13 protein-coding genes are annotated in these 19,614 nt (G+C 42.7%); 6 read left to right on the top strand and 7 right to left on the bottom strand.

Features of this window, described 5'->3' with window-relative positions; translation table 11 throughout:
• Positions 1–23 precede the first annotated feature (23 nt).
• Positions 24–1,880: a RagB/SusD family nutrient uptake outer membrane protein gene (locus tag F824_RS0103810; protein ID WP_019596533.1), complete on the bottom strand. Its 1,857-nt coding sequence runs from the start codon at positions 1,878–1,880 to the stop codon at positions 24–26.
• Positions 1,881–1,895: 15 nt separating this feature from the next.
• A complete protein-coding gene (locus tag F824_RS0103805) occupies positions 1,896–5,024 on the bottom strand; it encodes a SusC/RagA family TonB-linked outer membrane protein (protein ID WP_019596532.1) in 3,129 nt (1,042 codons plus the stop codon).
• Positions 5,025–5,969: 945 nt separating this feature from the next.
• Here F824_RS0103805 and F824_RS0103790 point away from each other — a divergent pair.
• Together F824_RS0103790 and F824_RS0103785 are read left to right on the top strand one after the other, a co-directional pair.
• Positions 5,970–7,403: an aldehyde dehydrogenase family protein gene (locus F824_RS0103790; protein WP_019596530.1), complete on the top strand. Its 1,434-nt coding sequence runs from the start codon at positions 5,970–5,972 to the stop codon at positions 7,401–7,403.
• A complete protein-coding gene (locus F824_RS0103785; RefSeq protein ID WP_019596529.1) occupies positions 7,394–8,551 on the top strand; it encodes a P1 family peptidase in 1,158 nt (385 codons plus the stop codon). The genes F824_RS0103790 and F824_RS0103785 overlap by 10 nt, the downstream gene beginning before the upstream one ends.
• A 48-nt stretch (positions 8,552–8,599) precedes the next feature.
• Here the strand turns inward: F824_RS0103785 and F824_RS0103780 are convergent, their stop codons facing one another.
• From F824_RS0103780 to lysA, 3 genes are all read right to left on the bottom strand, one after another.
• A complete protein-coding gene (locus F824_RS0103780; RefSeq protein WP_019596528.1) occupies positions 8,600–10,129 on the bottom strand; it encodes a cryptochrome/photolyase family protein in 1,530 nt (509 codons plus the stop codon).
• Between the two features lie 228 nt (positions 10,130–10,357).
• Positions 10,358–11,404, bottom strand: a complete 1,047-nt coding sequence (locus F824_RS0103770; protein WP_019596526.1) for a PorP/SprF family type IX secretion system membrane protein — start codon at positions 11,402–11,404, stop codon at positions 10,358–10,360.
• 413 nt (positions 11,405–11,817) lie between these two features.
• Positions 11,818–13,041, bottom strand: a complete 1,224-nt coding sequence (gene lysA, locus F824_RS0103765; RefSeq protein WP_019596525.1) for a diaminopimelate decarboxylase — start codon at positions 13,039–13,041, stop codon at positions 11,818–11,820.
• A gap of 245 nt (positions 13,042–13,286) precedes the next feature.
• On the opposite strand from lysA, the gene F824_RS0103760 reads away from it, so the two are divergent.
• The 3 genes from F824_RS0103760 to F824_RS0103750 are packed head-to-tail and all read left to right on the top strand — an operon-like array spanning position 13,287 to position 16,910.
• Positions 13,287–14,981, top strand: a complete 1,695-nt coding sequence (locus tag F824_RS0103760) for a sensor histidine kinase (RefSeq protein WP_019596524.1) — start codon at positions 13,287–13,289, stop codon at positions 14,979–14,981.
• The gene (locus F824_RS0103755; RefSeq protein WP_019596523.1) at positions 14,978–15,670 is read left to right on the top strand and encodes a response regulator transcription factor; all 693 of its coding nucleotides are present in this window, start codon (positions 14,978–14,980) and stop codon (positions 15,668–15,670) included. Before F824_RS0103760 ends, F824_RS0103755 begins: the two co-directional genes overlap by 4 nt.
• A 4-nt stretch (positions 15,671–15,674) precedes the next feature.
• Positions 15,675–16,910, top strand: coding sequence for a hypothetical protein (locus F824_RS0103750; protein ID WP_019596522.1), 1,236 nt, complete (start codon positions 15,675–15,677; stop codon positions 16,908–16,910).
• On the opposite strand, the gene F824_RS25535 is transcribed toward F824_RS0103750, so the two are convergent.
• Positions 16,900–17,748 carry a hypothetical protein gene (locus tag F824_RS25535; RefSeq protein ID WP_019596521.1) on the bottom strand — a complete coding sequence of 283 codons (849 nt, stop codon included), beginning with the start codon at positions 17,746–17,748 and terminating at the stop codon, positions 16,900–16,902. The two genes, F824_RS0103750 and F824_RS25535, sit on opposite strands and share 11 nt — an antisense overlap.
• Positions 17,749–18,021: 273 nt before the next feature.
• Positions 18,022–18,495 (bottom strand): 23S rRNA (pseudouridine(1915)-N(3))-methyltransferase RlmH, encoded by a 474-nt coding sequence (gene rlmH / locus F824_RS0103740; protein WP_019596520.1) that lies wholly within the window; start codon positions 18,493–18,495, stop codon positions 18,022–18,024.
• Between the two features lie 454 nt (positions 18,496–18,949).
• On the opposite strand from rlmH, the gene F824_RS0103730 reads away from it, so the two are divergent.
• The gene (locus F824_RS0103730; protein WP_019596518.1) at positions 18,950–19,450 is read left to right on the top strand and encodes a fasciclin domain-containing protein; all 501 of its coding nucleotides are present in this window, start codon (positions 18,950–18,952) and stop codon (positions 19,448–19,450) included.
• Positions 19,451–19,614: the final 164 nt, after the last annotated feature.

The following is a 19,614-nucleotide window of genomic DNA, read 5'->3' as shown; positions in this document are numbered from 1 at the left end:
CATCAAAAGGTCAATTCAATGAATTAAAATCCTGGATTTTGTATGAGTAGAGCGTTTCGGTTCATCTCATCAAAACTTAGAGGCATAAAATACATTTTGTCTAACCAAAGTCTGTTTTCCTTTCCAGGATCGATTTCTATTATTTCATAGGAATAATCATAGAGTTCGGGGTCGTATCTGTACACAGAAAGCGATTTTCCAGGCTTCAATTTACCGGAAACCTTGATCCCATTGGCTTGTCTTCCCAAGGTTTCTGGGGCGATCATCCATCTTCTGACATCATAGTAGCGGTGTTCTTCAAAGACCAACTCCACCCTTCTTTCATTGATGTATTTTTCTTTTAAGGCCTGTCCTGATGCAGTAATGGCTGGCATACCGGCTCTGAAGCGGATTTTATTCAACCAAGTTCTGGCTTCTTCTTCCTCACCAAGTTCAATACATGCCTCTACGTAATTGAGGACAATCTCTGATACTCGGATGGCAGGCCAAGGAATTTCTTGCCAGGTATTTTGATCAACGAAGGCTGGATTTGGCTCCACGAATTTTCTGATGTAGTAGCCTGTATAACTTCCGTTCCAATCTTCAATTGGACTGCTACGGGTATCCAAACCTGGTACAATCACTTTGGCTCCAGACGCATTGACCACCTCATAGGAACCTGTTTGGATCTGGCCCAAAGGATCCCTGGATTGGTTGGCAGAGGATCTTGGTTTCCACTGGGCTCCATCATACAAGAAGGTGGAATAGAATCTTGGATCTCTGTTGTCATAAGGGGCTTTTGCGTTTGCAGGATTGCTCCAGTCAAATTCACTGCCATCCATCATTTCATAATCATCGATCAACAATTGTACGGGCGTGTTTCCAGCCCAGTTGTTGTAGCCATTCGGTCCGTTGAACAAGCCTTGTCTTCCTCCACCTTCTGGTTTTGAACTCAAGAAATACCTACCGAAGATCATTTCGTTCTGTCCACCATTTCTGGAAAGGGAATTGTTCATGTAAACGGTTTTGGCTGTTTCTGGATCCAAAGGAGCGGTGTGATCCAGCTCATTGCCACCCACCAAATCCAAGACGGATTTAGCAGCACTTTTCGCACTTTGCCATCTGGCCATTCTGTCACCACCTGTAAAACCAATCAGTTCTTTGTTGGCAAAACTGGAAATCACAGAAGATTTGGAAGATGCAGTGGGCACGTCGTGCAGGTCACTGGCGGCATACAACAACACCCTTGATTTCAAGGCCAGCGCTGCTACTTTGCTTGCCCTTCCACGCACCATGTTTTTTCCATTGAGCAATTCTGCTGCTTTGTCCAAATCAGTGTTGATGAAATTCACACATTCCTCAAAAGTGTTTCTGGCTTTCTCGAAGGTATCGTCTCCAAGACCAACAGTCCTGTCAGGAATTGGAAATGCACCGAAGTTTCTCAGCAACTGATGGGAGAAATAAGCCCTCATAAAGGTTGCCTCACCCAAAAGACGATCAACGATACCGTTGGTATTGGGGAATTTTGGATTTGTGAGGTTTTCAATCGCGATATTGGCGGATCTGACCCTGTTGTACATGTTGTTCCAAGAACGAGGACCACCAATCCAACCTGTATCTTGTGGGTTGGAACGTGCTTCAGTCACGGTGGTAATGCCCCTTCCTGGGTGCGTAAAGATGGCCTCATCGGTAAGGGAAGCAAGCATTTGCTCATCAAAACCACCGAATCCCAATCCGCCGTAAATATCTGTCACAAAGGCTTCTGCCAAACCGGCATCTGTCCACACTGCAGATTCGGAGACTTGCCCTAAAGGTTGGGTATCCAGAAAACTGTCGTTGCAGCTTCCCAAAGTGAACCCAATAAAGGCTACGATAATATATTTTATGCTATATCTCTTCATAACTTGATTAAATTTTTAAAATGAAACAGCAAAACCACCATTGATCACCCTAGACTGTGGATAATATTGTCCGGTTGAATTGTCAGATTCAGGATCGTACACTTTAAGCTTATCCCAAGTCAACAGATTGAGCCCGTTTACATAAAAACGTACACTTCCCAAACCAATTCTGGAACCAATATGTGCTGGCAAGGTATAGCCAAGCTCAAGGTTTTTCAGCCTGACATAATCAGAACTTCTATACCAATAGGTATTGTTGGAGGAGAAATATTGATCACTCCTATTGGCAATCCTAGGATCTACACTGCTTGGATTGTCCACCGTCCATCTTTTTTCATAAAATTCCAAAAGATAGTTTCCAATGTTACCGGATTCCCCAGCACTCACCATTGCCATTGCACCTGCCGCTCCTTGGAACAAAACAGACAAATCAAAAGCTCTGAAATTTGCTGACAAAGTCATACCACCTTGGAATCTTGGGATGTTGTTTCTGTCCAATCTCACTCGGTCCAAAGGAGTAATCTTTCCATCTCCATCCACATCCTTGAACTTCATGTCACCCGGACGGATTTCATTGGTAATGGCGGAATAATCAAGAGTGGTCCTATCGATATCAGCTCTATCTCTAAATACACCATCATAGATGTAGATCGGTCCCGGAGAACCCATGGGTCTGCCGGTTGACTGCTGCCATTCTGGGGCACCTGGAGGCTCATCCCAGAACAAGATTTTGTTCTTGGCATATCCACCATTAACACTCACGCTGTAATTGAGCTCCCCTTTTTGACCTCTGTATCCCAATTGAATATCGAATCCTTTGTTTTCAACCTCACCGATATTTTCGGCAGGAAGCAAGGAGGACAAACCGGTACTTTGCGGAATAGAAGCATTTTTTCTCCAAAGGATATTGGTTCTTTTGTTGTAAAACACATCCGCTTCGAAGAATATTTTTCCTTGGAGCAATTGACCTTCGATACCAATATTGCTGTTGTTGGCCACTTCCCATGTGATGGCATTGTTAGGAACCCTTGTTTCATACAGTGTTTTGACTTCTGCACCTTCCAAAATATGGCTTCTGAATCCGTAGGTAGAAAGGAATTGATATTCCTGAAGTGTATTGTCATAAAAGATCTGGTCATTTCCCATTTGTCCATAAGACCCACGAATTTTGAAGAAATCAAATGCCGGCATGGAATTTTTCCAGAAACTTTCTTCCGAAACCACCCATCCCATCATGATTCCCGGGAAGAATCCATATCGGGTATCTTTCGGGAAAATATAAGAAGCATCATATCTCCAAAGGAATTCGGCGAGGTATTTTTCTTTGTAATTGTAAGCAACCCTACCAAAATAATTCAGACGGGCCCTTTCAAAAGCACCACCACCGTTGTTCTTCTCAGCATCACCACCGGCAAACATCTGATCGATTGCTGGAGAGATGAAAAACCTTCTGTAAGCAAAGAAATCATCCCCTTCTACAGTTTCCTTGTTTGTTCCAGCCAGGGCCGAAAATCCATGATCACCAAACTGACGGTCATAGGTGAAGACACCCCCCAATAATATGTTCAACTGGTTGTTGTTGCCTTGCGTCAATCTTGGTTCCGCTGGTCCTCTCAAAGTAGGAACAAGGGTGGGAGTCACTCCATCAGCCTCAAATCCACTTCCTTTTTGGTAAAGTGTCCAGGGAGTTTCCCATCTTTTGGTAAATCTGCTCAGTTTATCCACAGAGGCAGTACCTTGAAATTTCAATCCTTCTATTCCAGGGATTTTGATGTTCAACTGCGCGTTGGTCTGGAAATAATCGCGGGTATCCCTGTCGTAACCTGTTGCATTGGTTGTGATGACAACAGGGTTTTCACCATTTTCGATATCAGGTCCAGGTCTTCCGTCAGGCCAGTAAGCAGGCTCGTTTGGTTTGCCTCTCATTTGCATCCTGAAGATCGCGCCTGCACCACGTGTTGGGAAAAATCTGGATTCCTGTCTTCCCAAAACACCGATTTGTACGTCAACATAATCGTTGATTTTTGCATCTATGTTTAGACGCATGTCATACTGCTTGAACCCAGTGGCAGAATTCTTATAAAAAGCATCCTGATTTTGGTAGCCAATGGAAGCTAAGTATCTGATATTTTCACTTCCACCATTCATTTGGACATTGTGTCTTACCTGCGGTGACCAAGTTTTCAAAGTGGCATCGTACCAATCCGTGTTTGGATAGTTCCAAGGATCTGTTCCTGCCCTGTACATTTCGAGTGCCTCTGGTGAGAATGGCGCATTTCTGGTTTGACCATTTGGTCTTGTATATACACCTGTATTTCTGAAAGCATCGGTAGCACCCTGCCATTCGCTGACAGGAAGTTCATAAACCGACAGGTCATTCAACATTTCACCATACTGGGAAGCATTCGCCAATTTCGGGATAACCGTTGGCTGTGCAAATCCTTGGTTGAATTGATAACTCAATTCCGGCTTACCGGATTTTCCTCTTTTGGTCGTCACCAAAATAACACCGTTTGCAGCCCTAGCGCCATAAATGGCAGCAGATGCATCTTTCAAAACAGAAATGGATTCGATATCATTTGGATTGAGCCTGTCGATACCCCCTGTTCTTGCAGGGATACCATCGATTACGATCAAGGCATCGTTGTTTCCCAAAGTATTGGACCCACGGATCCTGATACCAGCACCATCATAGCCTGGCTCACCGCTTCTGTTTACCGCGACCACACCGGCCATTCTACCGGCAATGGAGTTGGTCAAGTTCATGGCAGGCGATTTGGCAAGCTCGGCACCTTTAACGGTGGCGACAGATCCTGTGATCGTTTCTTTCTTTTGCTCACCATACCCAACGACGATCACTTCGCTGAGGGATCTCATGTCCGGCGCCATGGTGACATTGTACGAGTTTTGGTTGGTCAGAGCCAATTCCTGGGTAGCAAACCCAATGAAGGAAAGCACCAGGGTTTGTTCACCTGGATTAACCGATATCCTGAAATTTCCATCGATATCGGATACCGTTCCCCTGGTCGTTCCCTTTACGAGAACAGATACACCTGGAAGAGGAAGGTTGTCCTCACTGGAAATTACCACCCCGCTGATTTCACGGGTCTGAGCGAACGATGAACTGGGTAACCACCAGAGCATCATCACAAGTAAGCTTAAGAGCTTAAGGTTAGTAAAGTTTTTTAACATGTGGTTTATAGTTAATTGTGAAAAAAACACTTACATCAAAATAAAGAAACTTCGTATCCAAAAGCAAACAAAAAATATTATGTGGTTTTTTGATTGTATCAACAATTATTACCTACCCAATCACGAAAATGAAAGCACTCTATTTTCCTATACGATATTGACTTTTATTTGTCAATAATTAACCAAATTTAAGATTTTGATGCCAAAAGCGTCAAAATTACAGCTTGATATTTTTTCTGTTTTTTTTATAATAATTTGAATTCGCTACAAAACATTACTCGCAGAAAGAGTTTATTTGACACCATGTACCTTGGCTGTATTTGAGAAAGAAAAAATAGGTGGTAAAACTTAAGTTTCTTTAGGTTAATTTAAATAAATAGGATCTGTGCAGAAAAACATCATTTTTCTATTTTCCTCAAACCCTGACTGAACACCCTCATTTACAATTGTCTTGACCAACCCCTGATGGAGCTGGTCAAGACAAAGTACCCGTTTGTTAAGTTCTATGAGGAGACTGATCTGAAAAACAGCTGCCTGAAATCCGGCTACATAACGTGGGTCCTGAAGTAATCGCCTCAATTGCTTTTTTTTAAACCTTAGTATTTTTGAACCTGTTCATTGGTCTTGATTGAAAACATCTTTAGAACCAATCTTTGGGAGCTTTTCATCCCTAAGCGGATAAAAGTCCCACGGCTGCAAAAACGGAATCAAACTTGCTCTATATAAAAAAATCTTCCCCATCTAAAGGGAGGATGTGCGGGAAAATCCTTAAATAGTAAGGCATAATAAGGAACCATCAACGTTCCGGATTTTGTATTCAATCGAAATTTTAATAAGGATGGAATTAGATTCCTTATTAGGGATTTTTCTCAATGAATCATTATTAAAACTTTACCTATGGAAATCTTGGAAGATGAAATTGTCAAGCGTCAAATTGAAGATGTTTTCTCCAAACAGCGCGTTCAGGCCTTGAAAATGAGGTCAAGCAAACCTTCCCAAAGAATCGAAATGCTCAAGAAGATGTTGGATTGGATCCAAATCCATCAAGAGGATATCAGAAAGGCGGTTCATGCAGATTTTAAGAAACCCTATCCTGAAATCGACATCAGCGAAATATTTGTGGTCACCGCGGAAATCAACCATGCAATCAAAAATCTTGAGGCTTGGATGAAACCCAAAAAAGTATCCACGCCAAAGACCTTGCTGGGGACCAAATCCCATATCCAGTACGAACCCAAGGGCACTTGTCTGATCATCGCACCTTGGAATTACCCCTTCAATTTGGCCATTGCCCCTTTGGTTTCCGCATTGGCCGCAGGCTGTACCGCCATCATTAAACCTTCCGAAATGACACCCCACACCTCCGCCCTGATCAGAAGATTGGTGGAAGAGGTTTTCGACCAACACAACGTTGCTGTTTTTGAAGGAGAGATTCCCGTTTCCCAAATGCTGTTGGCCAAACCTTTTGACCATATATTCTTTACCGGAAGTCCTGCAGTGGGGAAAATGATCATGAAAGCTGCAGCGGAACATCTCACTTCGCTGACTTTGGAGTTGGGAGGAAAATCTCCCGCCATCATCGACCGACAGGCAGATTTGCAAGATGCGGCGGCGAAAATCATCTGGGGAAAATTCGTGAATTGTGGACAAACCTGCATCGCCCCTGATTACATATTGGTCGATGAACTGGTAAAAGAAGACTTCCTTACTGAACTGAAAATCCAGCTTCTGAAAATGTACGATGCGGATGCAAAAGGAATTGACAAATCGAAGGATTATGCCCGCATTGTCAGCCAAAAGCATCTGCAAAGACTCAAGCGAATGCTCTCCGATGCCAACCTGAAAGGCGCCAAAACCATTTTTGGTGGTGGTATCTCCGAAACTGATAATTATTTCGAACCCACATTGTTGACAGAAGTCACGGACGAGATGGACGTGATGCAAGAAGAGATTTTTGGCCCGATTCTTCCGGTTCTTTCCTATACCGATCTTACCGTAGCCATCGATTACATCAACAAAAGACCGAAACCTTTGGCCCTGTATGCCTTTTCCAAGGACAAATTCACGACGGACCAAATCCTGCAACAAACCTCATCGGGCGGAGCTGTCATAAATGATTGTGTCCTTCATTTTCTGCAAAATGAACTTCCATTTGGAGGGGTAAACAACAGTGGGATGGGAAAAGCACATGGGCATCATGGATTTTTGGCCTTCACCAATGAAAAGGCAGTACTCAACCAACGCATTGGATTGACGACATCAAAACCTCTTTATCCCCCTTATGGCATCACAGGCAAAAAGATCATCCAAGCATTGATCAAATGGTTTTAACAAAGGAAATGGTAGACAAATATTGGATATCCCTGGTTATCCTCAGCTGTTTTGCAATGGGAAACGAATTGAAAGCACAGACAAGGGCCCGGGATTTGGGCATTGAAATTGGTATTTTACCCACGGGAAAACTCAATTCGATTACCGACGTGGAAGGGGTTTTGGTGGGCCATCTTACCAAAATTCAGGGGAAAGACATCAGGACGGGGGTCACGGCCATCCTGCCCCACCGCGGAAATCTCTTTCAAGAAAAAACACCTGCAGCTGTTTTTGTTGGAAATGGCTTTGGGAAATTGGCGGGAAGCACCCAGATCGAGGAACTGGGCAATCTGGAAAGTCCCATCGTGCTGACCAATACGCTGGGAATTGCCGCAGGGATGGAAGGCATCATTGAATACACCCTCGAATTGCCAGGAAATGAAGCTGTCCAATCCGTGAATGCAGTGGTGGGCGAAACCAATGATGGCTACCTCAACGATATCCGCGGCCAACATGTCCGAAAGGAAGATGTTTTGTCAGCCATACGCGCGGCAAAAGAGGGGCGGGTGGAAGAAGGAAATGTCGGTGCCGGAACTGGAACAGTTTGCTTTGGATTCAAGGGAGGCATCGGTACTTCTTCCCGGAAATTACCGGAAAGCCTTGGTGGCTATACCGTTGGGGTTTTGGTCCAAACCAATTTTGGCGGAGTATTGCAGATCAACGGCGTGCCTGTTGGGGAGGAATTGGGGCAATACAGTTTTAAAAACCACTTGGAATCTGCTGACGGTTCTTGCATGATCATCGTGGCCACTGATGCTCCGGTCAATGAAAGAAACCTGAAAAGGATCGCTCAGAGGGCCATGATGGGGCTGGCGAGGACTGGAGGAATTGCCTCAAATGGATCGGGGGATTATGTCATTGCCTTCTCCAACCATTCCCAAAACCGCATCGCACACCAAGCCACTACACTGGATTTGCTACAAAACGAGATGTTGAGAAACGACGACATGAGTCCTCTTTTCTTGGCGACCATAGAAGCAACGGAAGAAGCCATCATCAATTCCCTTTTTGCAGCAAATGATATGGAAGGGAAAGAGGGAAGGATCGTGAAATCCCTGCCTTTACCAAGGGTGATGGAAATCATCAAAAGCTTTGGCAATAAGGATTGAACTATAAATTGGAAATGGCCCATTCCTTACGGGAATGGGCCATTTGGCTTAAAGATTTTCGATGTTTTTAAGGTAATAATCAGCTTGGGCGAGAATCTCGTCCTTCTCCTTCATTTTGCCCAGCGTGGGATACACCATCCCAATGCGGGGGTTTTTGGAAAGTTTTTCCCTATTTCTTTCGTAAAAATGCCAATAAAGGCTGTTGAAAGGGCAGGCTTTTTCACCATGTTTCACGCTCTTTTTGTAGAAACATGACCCGCAGTAGTCGCTCATCTTGTCGATATAATTCGCAGAAGAAACATAGGGTTTGGTACCCACGATTCCGCCATCGGCAAATTGGCTCATTCCCCTTGTGTTGGTAATCTCCACCCACTCAATCGCGTCTATATAAATGCCCAAATACCATTGGTCCACTTCATCCGGATCAATCCCCGCCAAGAGTGCAAAATTGCCTGTCACCATCAGGCGTTGGATGTGGTGGGCATAGGCATGATCCAACGATTGCGTGATGGCTTGCCGCATACAGTTCATCTTGGTTTTTCCTGTCCAGAAATAATCAGGGAGTTTCCTATCCTGTCCCAAGAAATTCAGCTGCGCAAACTCCGGCATCTTCGCCCAATAGACCCCTCGCATGTATTCCCGCCAACCGATGATTTGCCTGATAAATCCTTCGGTTTGGGCAATGGAGATTGAATCCTGATGGCCCAACCAATATTTCTCCACTGTTTCCACAACCTCGAGCGGGGAAACCATTTTCGTGTTCATTGAAAAACTGAGCCTGCTATGGAACAGGAATACATCACCCGAATACATTGCGTCTTGGTATTCCCCGAAGCGGGGCAGTAGGTTTTCACAGAAGTAATCCAAAACGTCAAGACTTTCTTCCCTTGACGTTGGCCAATTGAAATTCTCCGAGTCTACATTCCCAATGGTTTTCACCTCCATTTTCTCCAAAAGCTCCGTGAATTCGCTTACGTTTTTTGGATTGACTTTTGCCTTTTTCAACAAAAGTGGATCCTTGAGCTTGTTTCTGTTGTCATGGTCGTAATTCCATTTGCCCGTCATGGGTTCATTTCCATCCATCAGGATGTTGTTTTTTTTCCTCATTTCCCTGTAAAAGGATTCCATGAGATAGGTTTTCTTTCCTTTGAAAAAGTCTGCCAAAAAGCCCCTTTCCGTCAAAAAATGTTCGCTTTCGACCGCTTGGCTTGGGATGTCCAATTTGTCAGAAATCTCCCTCAATTGGACATCCAAGCGATATTCATCCGGCAGTTGGTACTCAAAAGAAGAAGCGCTGATCGAGAGGATGACTTGATCAATATTGGCATCGAGCTTTTGGGTATTTTGGCGATCATCAAGTTTGAAATAGATTACTTGATGGCCTTTGCTTTCCAAAAGGCCTGCAAAATTCCGCATGGACATAAAAAACCCGATGACTTTCTGGACATGATGCCGGACATAATCGGTTTCCTGTCTCATTTCCATCATGAGATAGACTACCTCTGGATCGATATTCTTATACCAAGAATGATTGCTGTTCAATTGATCTCCTAAAACGAGCCGCAGTGTTTTTGCCATTTTTATTGATTGTCAGACTTCAAAAGCAATGAACTTGTGACTTTGTTTTAAAAACCAGATAGCAATGTCATGATTTAGAGCGTTTCTTTAATCCTTGAAATCAATTTGTGGCCGCTAAGCCAATACGAATGAATCCATTGCATTTGTGGAAATACTTGAATTGCCTCAAAATTTTAGACAATCACCGGGGGGAATTTGAAGACCAAAAACCAAATGAAAAATTGAATGCTAATAAAAGAAGCAAGGGTTGACTCTTGATCTTTGGTTTCGGCTGCGCTCGTCTCCCCAAAGAAAGGTATACCGGATGGAAATCTCATGGGCACCACCGCTGTTTCTAAGCCCCAACTTGGAAGTCGTGAAATCAAAGCTGTAACCGATATCCATCCCAGACTCCAAGGCTACGCCAAGAAGCGCGATTAAAGATTCGTTGTTTGGCATATTGTATTTGGAGGGCAATCCCCTGTACCATATTCCCAATACCAATGGTTCCAGATAAAGCTGGGTACCGATGTCCAACTGGTTGAAGGGCGCTTGTTGTTTGTAATTAAAAGCGAAGGAAATGGATCTTTCCTGATATACATTGGTAAAGGTATTGTTGATGCCGCCATACCCCAAATCGAAGCGAATACCTCCCTGCGCAGAAAATTTCAAGGGAAGCCTACTGGTGGCATCTTCAACAAAGGAAACATTGGGTTCAGTCACGTGATGGGCAGAAGCACCCAGCCAAATTTTATTGGTGGTGAAAAGTGTCCCAAAACTATAATCCATGAATCTATGACGAGAATCTATGGGGACATTTTGGAGTTCATCCGTCAAAGAATTTGTTCCCCCGGTGGAAATGTCAATCATGGAACCAAAAACAAGATTTCCAAAATAAGCGTCTCTGGCAATATAACTCACTTGTCCCCCCACCCTCAAAAATTTATCAGTCCCCACCCTCAGCCTGTAGCTGTAAAGCAAGCCGACTTCATTGGTGCTGAGTTGGGCCAAACTTTCTTTGTTTCCATTGAAAATCAGACCGATGCCACTGTTATAATCATAAACATAGTGGTCGATGTAAGCAGAATAAGAATTAAAGGAATGGTCTAAACCTGGCCATTGGTTACGGTAATTCACCCCAACCCTGGTCAGCTCAGAAGCCCCTGTCATCGCTGGATTCAGGTACAAAGGGGCTGCATAAAATTGAGAAAATTGAACGTCTTGGGCAACTGAGACCAAGGCACAAAAAAACCCAATTGTAAACAATAAAAATTTTTGAAGGTAACTTTTAGCCATAACAGCCTTTGCCAAATTCCAGTAATTAAAGTTAATCAATTAAAGCCATACATGGGATAACTGACTGATGTTTGAATGATTGAAAATTACTAGGGCAAGGTGGGGCTTAAACATGGGCAATCTTTCTTCACGGTCTATTCTCTCAACACAACACCTGCGAAGATAAACTGTTTTTATAAATTGACCGTCATTTAAGTTTAATTTTATTGATAAAAACTTGCCTTTTCCCAAACCGGTATTTGGCAATTTTTATTCCAAAAAAAATATTTAATGATTTAAACAGTCATTAATCCCATTTAATTTTCTTTTCGCAAATAATGAACACTTCACTTTGCGGAATTTTTCTTTTCGGGAGAAACAAAAACCCATAACAAGACAGGCTTATCTATGCTGTTATGGGTTTTTAGGAGGACTTAAAGTCCGATATCCACTTGATGTTTAAGGATATCCTCAAATGTTTCGCGTTCCCTGATTAAATGGGCTTTTCCGTCCAAAATCAAAACTTCCGGTGGTCTCAACCTTGAATTATAATTGGAGGACATGCTGTATCCGTATGCTCCCGCATTTTTGATCACCAAAAGATCTCCTTCTCTAACCTCTTTCAACTTCCGGTCGGAGGCGATGGTGTCTGACTCACAAATATAACCCACAACAGTATAAACATGATCTGGACCTTCGTGTTGGGATACATTTTCCACTGCATGATAAGCATCGTACATCATTGGCCTGATCAGGTGATTGAGTCCTGAATCGACCCCGACAAAAGTACAGGCTGGTGTAGACTTGATGACATTGGCACTGACCAATAGAAAACCGGATTCACTGACGAGGAATTTTCCAGGTTCAAACCACAATTCCAGTTCCCGACCATATTCTGCACAAAATTCCTGAAAGGCTTTGGAAACCTTTTCGCCTACATCAGCAATATCCGTAGCAATGTCACCGGGTTTGTAGGCAACTTTAAATCCTCCCCCAAAATCCAAAAACTTCAGGTCGGGGAATTGTCGTGCCGCATCGAAAAGAATTTCTGCCCCTTTTAAAAATACGTCGGCATCCAAAATATCCGATCCTGTATGGATATGGAGTCCTATCACGTCAAGATGATGGGTTTCCACCACCTTGAGAATGTTTTTGATCTGAAGGATGGAAATACCAAATTTACTATCGATGTGACCGACAGAAATCTTTGCATTTCCTCCTGCTAGGATGTGTGGGTTGAGTCTGATGCAAATGGGAACATTTTTCCCATAATGGTTCCCAAAATGTTCCAGCATGGGTATATTGTCAATATTGATCATGACGCCCAAAGCGACTGCTTCTTGGATTTCCGCGAAGGAAACACAATTGGGCGTGTACATGATTTCACTCGGCAAAAAACCTGCATGCAGGCAGAGCTGAACCTCTTCGATGGAAACAGCATCCGCTCCTGTCCCTGCATTTTTCAACAGTTTCAGGACATTGAGGTTAGAAAGGGCTTTTGTTGCATATTTTATCTTCAAATTCACTGAAGAGAAGGCATTTTTTAGCGTCTTTACTTGCTCCACGATCTTCTGACCATCATAAATATAGGCGGGTGTACCGTAGGTTTCAGCGAGTGTGGTGAAGGATATTCCTTGGATTTGATTCGTGCTTTCCATCTGAATAATTGTGAAGCGCAAATATAGGGATAGAAACACAAAAAAAAAGGAAGGCCTAGACCTTCCTTTTTTGGTATATTGATTGCATTATGTATTGAATTAAGAAACTACTGACCTAACGCCGAAGAGCAGAGAAAGGTTTTTTGTTTTTTCTGTTTATGGGAATTTCTCCCCCGTTAAATATTGTTAAGCAAATAACCCATCCTGATTTTATCCCTTAAATTTGTAAAGTGTCGAAAACCAAAATGAAAATGATCATCCTGTTGATGTCCCTGGCGAGCTTGGGGCTGATAGGATTTCAATATTATTGGGTAAGCAATGCCTTGAGGATCAATGAGGAGCGTTTTGAACAAAACATTTATCAGTCCCTGGCCACCACCATTTCCCAGCTGGAAACAGGGGAGACCAGCGATATTTTTCTTAGCTATCTGGCGGAGGACACCTTGTTGCAGCGGTCACTCTTTCAGAAAATAGAACCCATAGTGGTCCAAGTACGACAGCGGCCCATCCTTAGAAGAAGGCGATCTGTGATCGATTCCATGATGCAGCAACCGCTTCCCCAAATGAGCCAAAGGTTCAAGAGGATCATAGAATCCCGTGGGGTCGACTTGTCCCTCTTTCTCGATTTGGACAATTTCTTTACCTACCTCACCCCTGAAATTGCCTCGTCCTTGTTTACCCCGGATGAAATGGAAATCCTCCTTCAGGAAAGAGAGAAGCAATTTCAATACCTCAACCAAGCCGAAGCTTCTTTTCGGAGCAAATTTGGTGTCCAAATGGAGCCCGAATTTGTGGAAGAATTCAATATCCCCAGGGATGCTTTGGATAAAATAAGGAATACCAATCTTAAAATCGAAGCCATGAATAGGGCTTGGGACGAACTTTTGGGAAGCCAAAAGGAGGTTTTGAACCGAATAGATACTGCCCAGGCCAAGAGACTTTTAATTGCCAATCTCAAAGAAAGAGGGATTGATCAACCCTTTGACTTGGCGATCTTGGACAATAAAGGTAACCTTATCCCGATCACAAAAACCAATACAATCGTCTTGGTAAACCAGGGGATTCAGGCAAAATTGTTTCCCAGTGACATCATCGGGAATGAAAATTACCTATTGATCAATTTTCCCAACAAAGGAAAATACATCTTACAGCAGATCTGGCTTCCTGTTTTAAGTTCACTGCTCTTTATTGGGGTCATTATTTTCTGCTTCTTCTATGCCATTCAGGTCATTATCCGACAGAAAAAACTTTCGGAAATCAAAAATGATTTCATCAACAACATGACCCATGAATTCAAGACCCCAATCGCAACGGTCAGTTTGGCGGTAGAAGCATTGCAAGACCCTGATTTATTGAGTCAGGAGAATTTCAGAAACCGGTACCTGAGCATTATCAAAGAAGAAAACAAAAGACTGGGAGCCCAAGTGGAAAAAGTCCTTCAAGCAGCCACCTTGGACAAAAAGGATTTCAAGTTGAAAGTCGAAACGATCAATGTGTGTGATGTCCTAGAAAATGCCAAACACAACTTCGAGCTCCAAGTTCAAAAGAAGGAGGGAAAAATCATCTTGGAATTGGACCTAAAAGACCCCTACCTTCAGGCGGATCCTTTTCACCTTTCGCATATCATCAACAACCTTTTGGACAATGCGGTCAAGTACTCCAAAGAATCCCTCCAGATCAGTATCAAAGCTTGGGACCAAGCCGATAAGACCATGATCTCCGTAAAAGACAACGGAATAGGGATGAGCAAAGAGTCTGTCAAGAAAATATTCGATAAATTTTATAGAGTTCCTACCGGAAATATCCACGATGTGAAAGGCTTCGGGCTGGGCTTGGCCTACGTCAGTACCATGGTCGAGGCGCACCATGGAGAAATCTCTGTCCAAAGCGAACCCGGAAAAGGAAGTACATTTACCCTTAAACTCCCCAAAAAACAATGAGCAAAGCAAAATTATTGGTAGTCGAAGATGACCCGAATTTGGGGGATATATTACAGGAATATTTGACAATGAAAGGGTATGACTGCACGCTTTGCAGAGATGGTGAGGAAGGTTGGTCCAAATTCAAGAAGGACAAATACAATCTGTGCATCCTCGATATCATGATGCCAAAAAAGGATGGTTTTACCTTGGGCAAGGAAATCAAAAAAGTCCAGGAAGATCTCCCCATCATTTATCTTACGGCAAAAAACCTGAAAGAAGACATCATCGAAGGCCTCAAGATCGGCGCAGATGATTACATCACCAAACCATTTAGTATGGAAGAATTGCTCCTGAGGATTGGTGCCATTTTGCGAAGAACCCAAAAATCAGATGAGGTAAATGCCTTGAAGGTGTACAGTTTTGGGGATTTTGTCCTTCACTATGATGAACAAATGCTGGAAGGGCCCCAGGGAAAACAGAAATTGACATCCAAAGAAAACGAGTTGATTCGAATTCTGGCCTCCGAAATCAATAAATTGGTGAACCGAAGCCATGCACTCAAGCAAATTTGGGGCGATGACAGCTATTTCAACGCCAGAAGCATGGATGTTTACCTCAGCAAAATTCGAAAACTCCTCAAAGATGACCCAAAAGTACAGATTATTACAATTCATGGGGAAGGGTTCAAAATGGTCGTAACCGAATAAAAAAATGAATCAGCAATCCCAAGGCCTGAGCATAGCATTTCTTTTTATCTGGCTCTTCATTTCTTGTTCCGAGAAGATTCATGAAGCCAAGGACCAGACTCCGGAAACTTCCGTGACGATGGGTTCCCCGGAGTCCAATTTTGGGGAACCCTATTTGTATACCTCGACCAAAGGGGTGACTTATTTGTCATGGATCGAAAAGACAGGGGGGAAAAGTGAATTGAAATATGCCACTTGGGTAGACGATTCTTGGTCAGACCCCATAACAATTGCCACCGGCGAAAACTGGTTTGTCAACTGGGCAGATTACCCCCAAATCAGCACCTTTGAAAATGGCAATCTGATCGCCTTTTTCTTGGAGAAAAGCGGAGAAGGGCCTTTTGCCTATGACATCAAAGTCACTCTTTCAGAAAACGGAACAGACTGGAGCGATCCTTTCACCCTCCACGATGACGGCACCGAAACGGAGCATGGATTTGTATCCTTCGCAGCATGGGGCGACCAGATGTTCGTGGCATGGTTGGATGGAAGAGGTACGGGAGGTGGATCCCATGAAAACACCAACCATGACCATCATGGACACCAAGGCGCAATGACTTTGCGTGGAGCGCTCATTTCGGAGAAAGGAATCAAAACTGAAGAATGGGAATTGGACAATAGGGTTTGTGATTGCTGCCAAACCACTGCTGTGGTCACAGAAAATGGTCCTGTAGTAGTTTACCGTGACAGAAGCGAGGCCGAAATCCGAGACATGGGCATCGTCCGGTTTGAAAATGGAAATTGGACAACTCCATTGCCCCTTTATTCCGATTTTTGGAAGGTGGCAGGTTGCCCGGTGAATGGACCAAGGGCCGCCTCCTTGGGCAATTCCATAGCCGTAACATGGTATTCGGCCGCAAATGAAAAGCCTGAGGTGAAGGTTGTTTTTTCAAATGATGGTGGCAAATCCTTCGGGAAACCCATTAAAATTGATCTTGGGAAAACCATCGGACGGCTGGATTTGGAAATGCTGGATGACAATACAGCCCTGATCACTTGGATGGAAGAGGAAGAGATTTTAGCAAGAAAGGTCCATGCTTCGGGAAAAACAGAAGCAGTGATCTCCATTGCAAAATCTTCTTCAAAAAGAGCCAGCGGTTTTCCGCAAATGACTAAAAATGGAAACGCCATCCTATTTGCCTGGACGGATGCCCAAGGGGATCAGTCGGTGATCAAAACAAAAAAATTGATTATGGATTGATCAAAAAAGACAATTCATTTGAATCTGCCCTTACCCCAATCAATTCGGCCATCATTTTGGTCAACTTTGAAATTCTTTCAGAAGGATATAAAAAGGAAGCTTTGATGAGCTGTGCATAAGCTGCTCCATAATTTTTTTGATTGAATCTCAGAATGGCATCGTTGTAATATTGCAATCCGGCAAGTTCCTTTAAGCCGATGGATTCGTAGGTTTGATTTTCTGCAGAAAGGGACTCATTGTTTCCTAGGCCAATATTGAAATCGTACTTTCTTTCCCCTCCTTTCGTCTTGAATTTTTTTTCAAATTCCAGAACCAAATCTTTCCCCACAATCAATCCATGTTCGGAAAAGGTGCTTTCCATTATAAAGTCTTGCCCGGCAAATTCCCCTTTCAAGAAAACATGGTAATCCGTCTCAATCACCTCGTAAGCAATCCCATATCGATCAAGAAGAAGTCCAAGCGTAGCGGAGCCCGTCACACAATCGTAGGTACCTGATGAAAGCAAGTTGGAAAAAGAGGCATGCTGCTCATACCTTTTCAAAAGGTGTTGATGGGTTTTGAAAAAAATATCCGAAAGGAGTTGACTGTTATTCCTGCTCCTCCCCTCTTTTTTATCCAAAACTTTCAGAAGTTTATCCCAACGGGACAAATCTAAGCCTGGATTTGAATGCAATGTTTGCAACAAATAAAATGGTTCGTGTAAATGCTGGGTAAAAAATTGTTTTTCCAAAGGACTCTCAAAAACAGGGATTTTATGAATCTCCCCGCTATTCTCCTGCGACTTTCCAGGAAAGCCAATCAGGAGCAAAAAAAAGAGAAGTGTCAATTGCTTTTTCATAAAAAATCTTTCGCATAGGTTGATTTCTGTCTTTTCTAAAGTTAACCAAAAATTAACATTTAACAAATAAAGTGCATATCTGTTAACATTCTCTTAACATTGGACTTAAAGTCTAAAGACAAATCATTCAAAAAAATATCACTCAAAAAAATAATTGGGGTTTATTCCCTGAAAACCAATTCATTGGCTGTTGGCCCCATTGGTCGGAATCAAATTTGACCCGTGGCTTATTTTTTAGGGTGTTGTAAACATCCGGGGACAATGGGATTTCATTTATTGATGGTGATAGGGTTCATTCTTTAAAATCGTGAAGCTCCTGTAGAGCTGTTCAATAAAAAAGACGCGCACCATCTGATGCGAAAAAGTCATTTTGGAAAGGGATATTTTGCCGTTGGCCCTTTGGTAAACAGCATTGGAAAAACCATAGGGCCCTCCAATCACAAATGTCAATTGCTTCAATCCAGAGTTCATCTTTTTCTGGATGAATTCTGAAAACTCCACAGATGCATATTGTTTCCCCAGCTCATCCAATAGAATCAAATCATCTGAAGATTGAATTTTTTTAAGAATCAACTCCCCTTCCTTTTCTTTTTGGATTTCTTCAGAAAGACTCTTTGTGTTTTTTAGATCCGGAATGATCTCCAATTCAAACCGAATATAAAAGCCCAATCTTTTCGCGTACTCTTCCACTAGACTTAGAATGGCTTGATGGTCGGTTTTCCCTACTGCCAGAAGTTTGATTTGCATGTTCAAATTTAAGGATCTCTAAGGAGAAAAACAGTATCTGTTCATTTTTGACTTTCCCCTTTTAACCTTAAACCCGAAATATCCTTTGGGTATCCCAATGGGTTTTAAAACTTCCAGAAAATAGGGCTATTGGGAGAATGAGGCGTAGTATCTATGTGGTGAAATCAAAAGGAGGAAATAGCTGAAGATTATTGGGCAATACCAGCCTGGAATGGAATTGGCAGTGCGTAAAACGGGTAAAAAAGGTAGAAACAATCAGAAACCTCTGGTATTAAAGGACAGATGATCCTGCCAAAATGGACAGAGAATCGGTTCAGAGTTTGAAGATGGAATTTTTGGAAATCAAAAACGCTTATCCGCAAACAAAAAGAATTTTTAGAATTTTTTAAATTTTTTTTTGAACAATGGGGTACGATTTTGGCTTAACTACTTATAAACCATAACTATTTTAATTATGAAAAAATTAATGACTTTTGCGATAATGGTTACTTTCTTGGCAACCTCCGCATTTACGCTCAACAAAAATACGACTGTAGCTGTTGACGCCGACATCGTAGACTTGGCTGTACAAACTGAATTCCTTTCCACCTTGGTGGCGGCAGTGAAAGCCGGAGATTTGGTGGACGTATTGAAAGGTGATGGTCCTTTCACTGTTTTCGCTCCAACAAATGCAGCTTTCGCAAAATTGCCTGCTGGAACTGTTGAGAACTTATTGAAGCCAGAAAACAAAGCGCAATTGGTAGCAGTATTGACTTACCATGTTGTCCCTGGAAAAGTGTATTCAAAAGATTTGAAAAACGGAATGAAAGCAAAAACTGCGCAAGGTTCTGAGGTTACAATTACTTTGAAAGATGGAAAAGCAATGGTAAACAATGCCACTGTCACTACCGCTGACATCGAAGCTTCCAACGGTGTGGTTCATGTTATCGATACGGTGATATTGCCATCTATGTAATCCAAGAATTCAAAATTTTAAAACAAGAAAAGCCTCCTGAAATCAGGAGGCTTTTCTTGTTTTAATTCTGTTTCGACAGCTTGTACAAGGCTAAATTCAATTTACCGATAGATTCTGGTCAGAAAGAATATTACGCGGCCATCGCTTATTGATATTCCATTTTT

The organism is Rhodonellum psychrophilum GCM71 = DSM 17998, from assembly GCF_000381545.1.
In the GTDB taxonomy this organism is placed as follows: domain Bacteria; phylum Bacteroidota; class Bacteroidia; order Cytophagales; family Cyclobacteriaceae; genus Rhodonellum; species Rhodonellum psychrophilum.
This window is presented reverse-complemented; position numbering and strand designations above follow the sequence as displayed.

Excerpts from the sequence above, each read along its gene's own strand:
- F824_RS0103810 (WP_019596533.1), bottom strand. The coding sequence starts at position 1,880 with ATGAAGAGATATAGCATAAAATATATTATCGTAGCCTTTATTGGGTTC.
- rlmH (WP_019596520.1), bottom strand. The coding sequence starts at position 18,495 with ATGCAAATCAAACTTCTGGCAGTAGGGAAAACCGACCATCAAGCCATT.
- lysA (WP_019596525.1), bottom strand. The coding sequence starts at position 13,041 with ATGGAAAGCACGAATCAAATCCAAGGAATATCCTTCACCACACTCGCT.
- F824_RS0103730 (WP_019596518.1), top strand. The coding sequence starts at position 18,950 with ATGAAAAAATTAATGACTTTTGCGATAATGGTTACTTTCTTGGCAACC.
- F824_RS0103790 (WP_019596530.1), top strand. The coding sequence starts at position 5,970 with ATGGAAATCTTGGAAGATGAAATTGTCAAGCGTCAAATTGAAGATGTT.
- F824_RS0103780 (WP_019596528.1), bottom strand. The coding sequence starts at position 10,129 with ATGGCAAAAACACTGCGGCTCGTTTTAGGAGATCAATTGAACAGCAAT.
- F824_RS25535 (WP_019596521.1), bottom strand. The coding sequence starts at position 17,748 with ATGAAAAAGCAATTGACACTTCTCTTTTTTTTGCTCCTGATTGGCTTT.
- F824_RS0103750 (WP_019596522.1), top strand. The coding sequence starts at position 15,675 with ATGAATCAGCAATCCCAAGGCCTGAGCATAGCATTTCTTTTTATCTGG.
- F824_RS0103770 (WP_019596526.1), bottom strand. The coding sequence starts at position 11,404 with ATGGCTAAAAGTTACCTTCAAAAATTTTTATTGTTTACAATTGGGTTT.
- F824_RS0103760 (WP_019596524.1), top strand. The coding sequence starts at position 13,287 with ATGAAAATGATCATCCTGTTGATGTCCCTGGCGAGCTTGGGGCTGATA.
- F824_RS0103755 (WP_019596523.1), top strand. The coding sequence starts at position 14,978 with ATGAGCAAAGCAAAATTATTGGTAGTCGAAGATGACCCGAATTTGGGG.
- F824_RS0103805 (WP_019596532.1), bottom strand. The coding sequence starts at position 5,024 with ATGCTCTGGTGGTTACCCAGTTCATCGTTCGCTCAGACCCGTGAAATC.
- F824_RS0103785 (WP_019596529.1), top strand. The coding sequence starts at position 7,394 with ATGGTTTTAACAAAGGAAATGGTAGACAAATATTGGATATCCCTGGTT.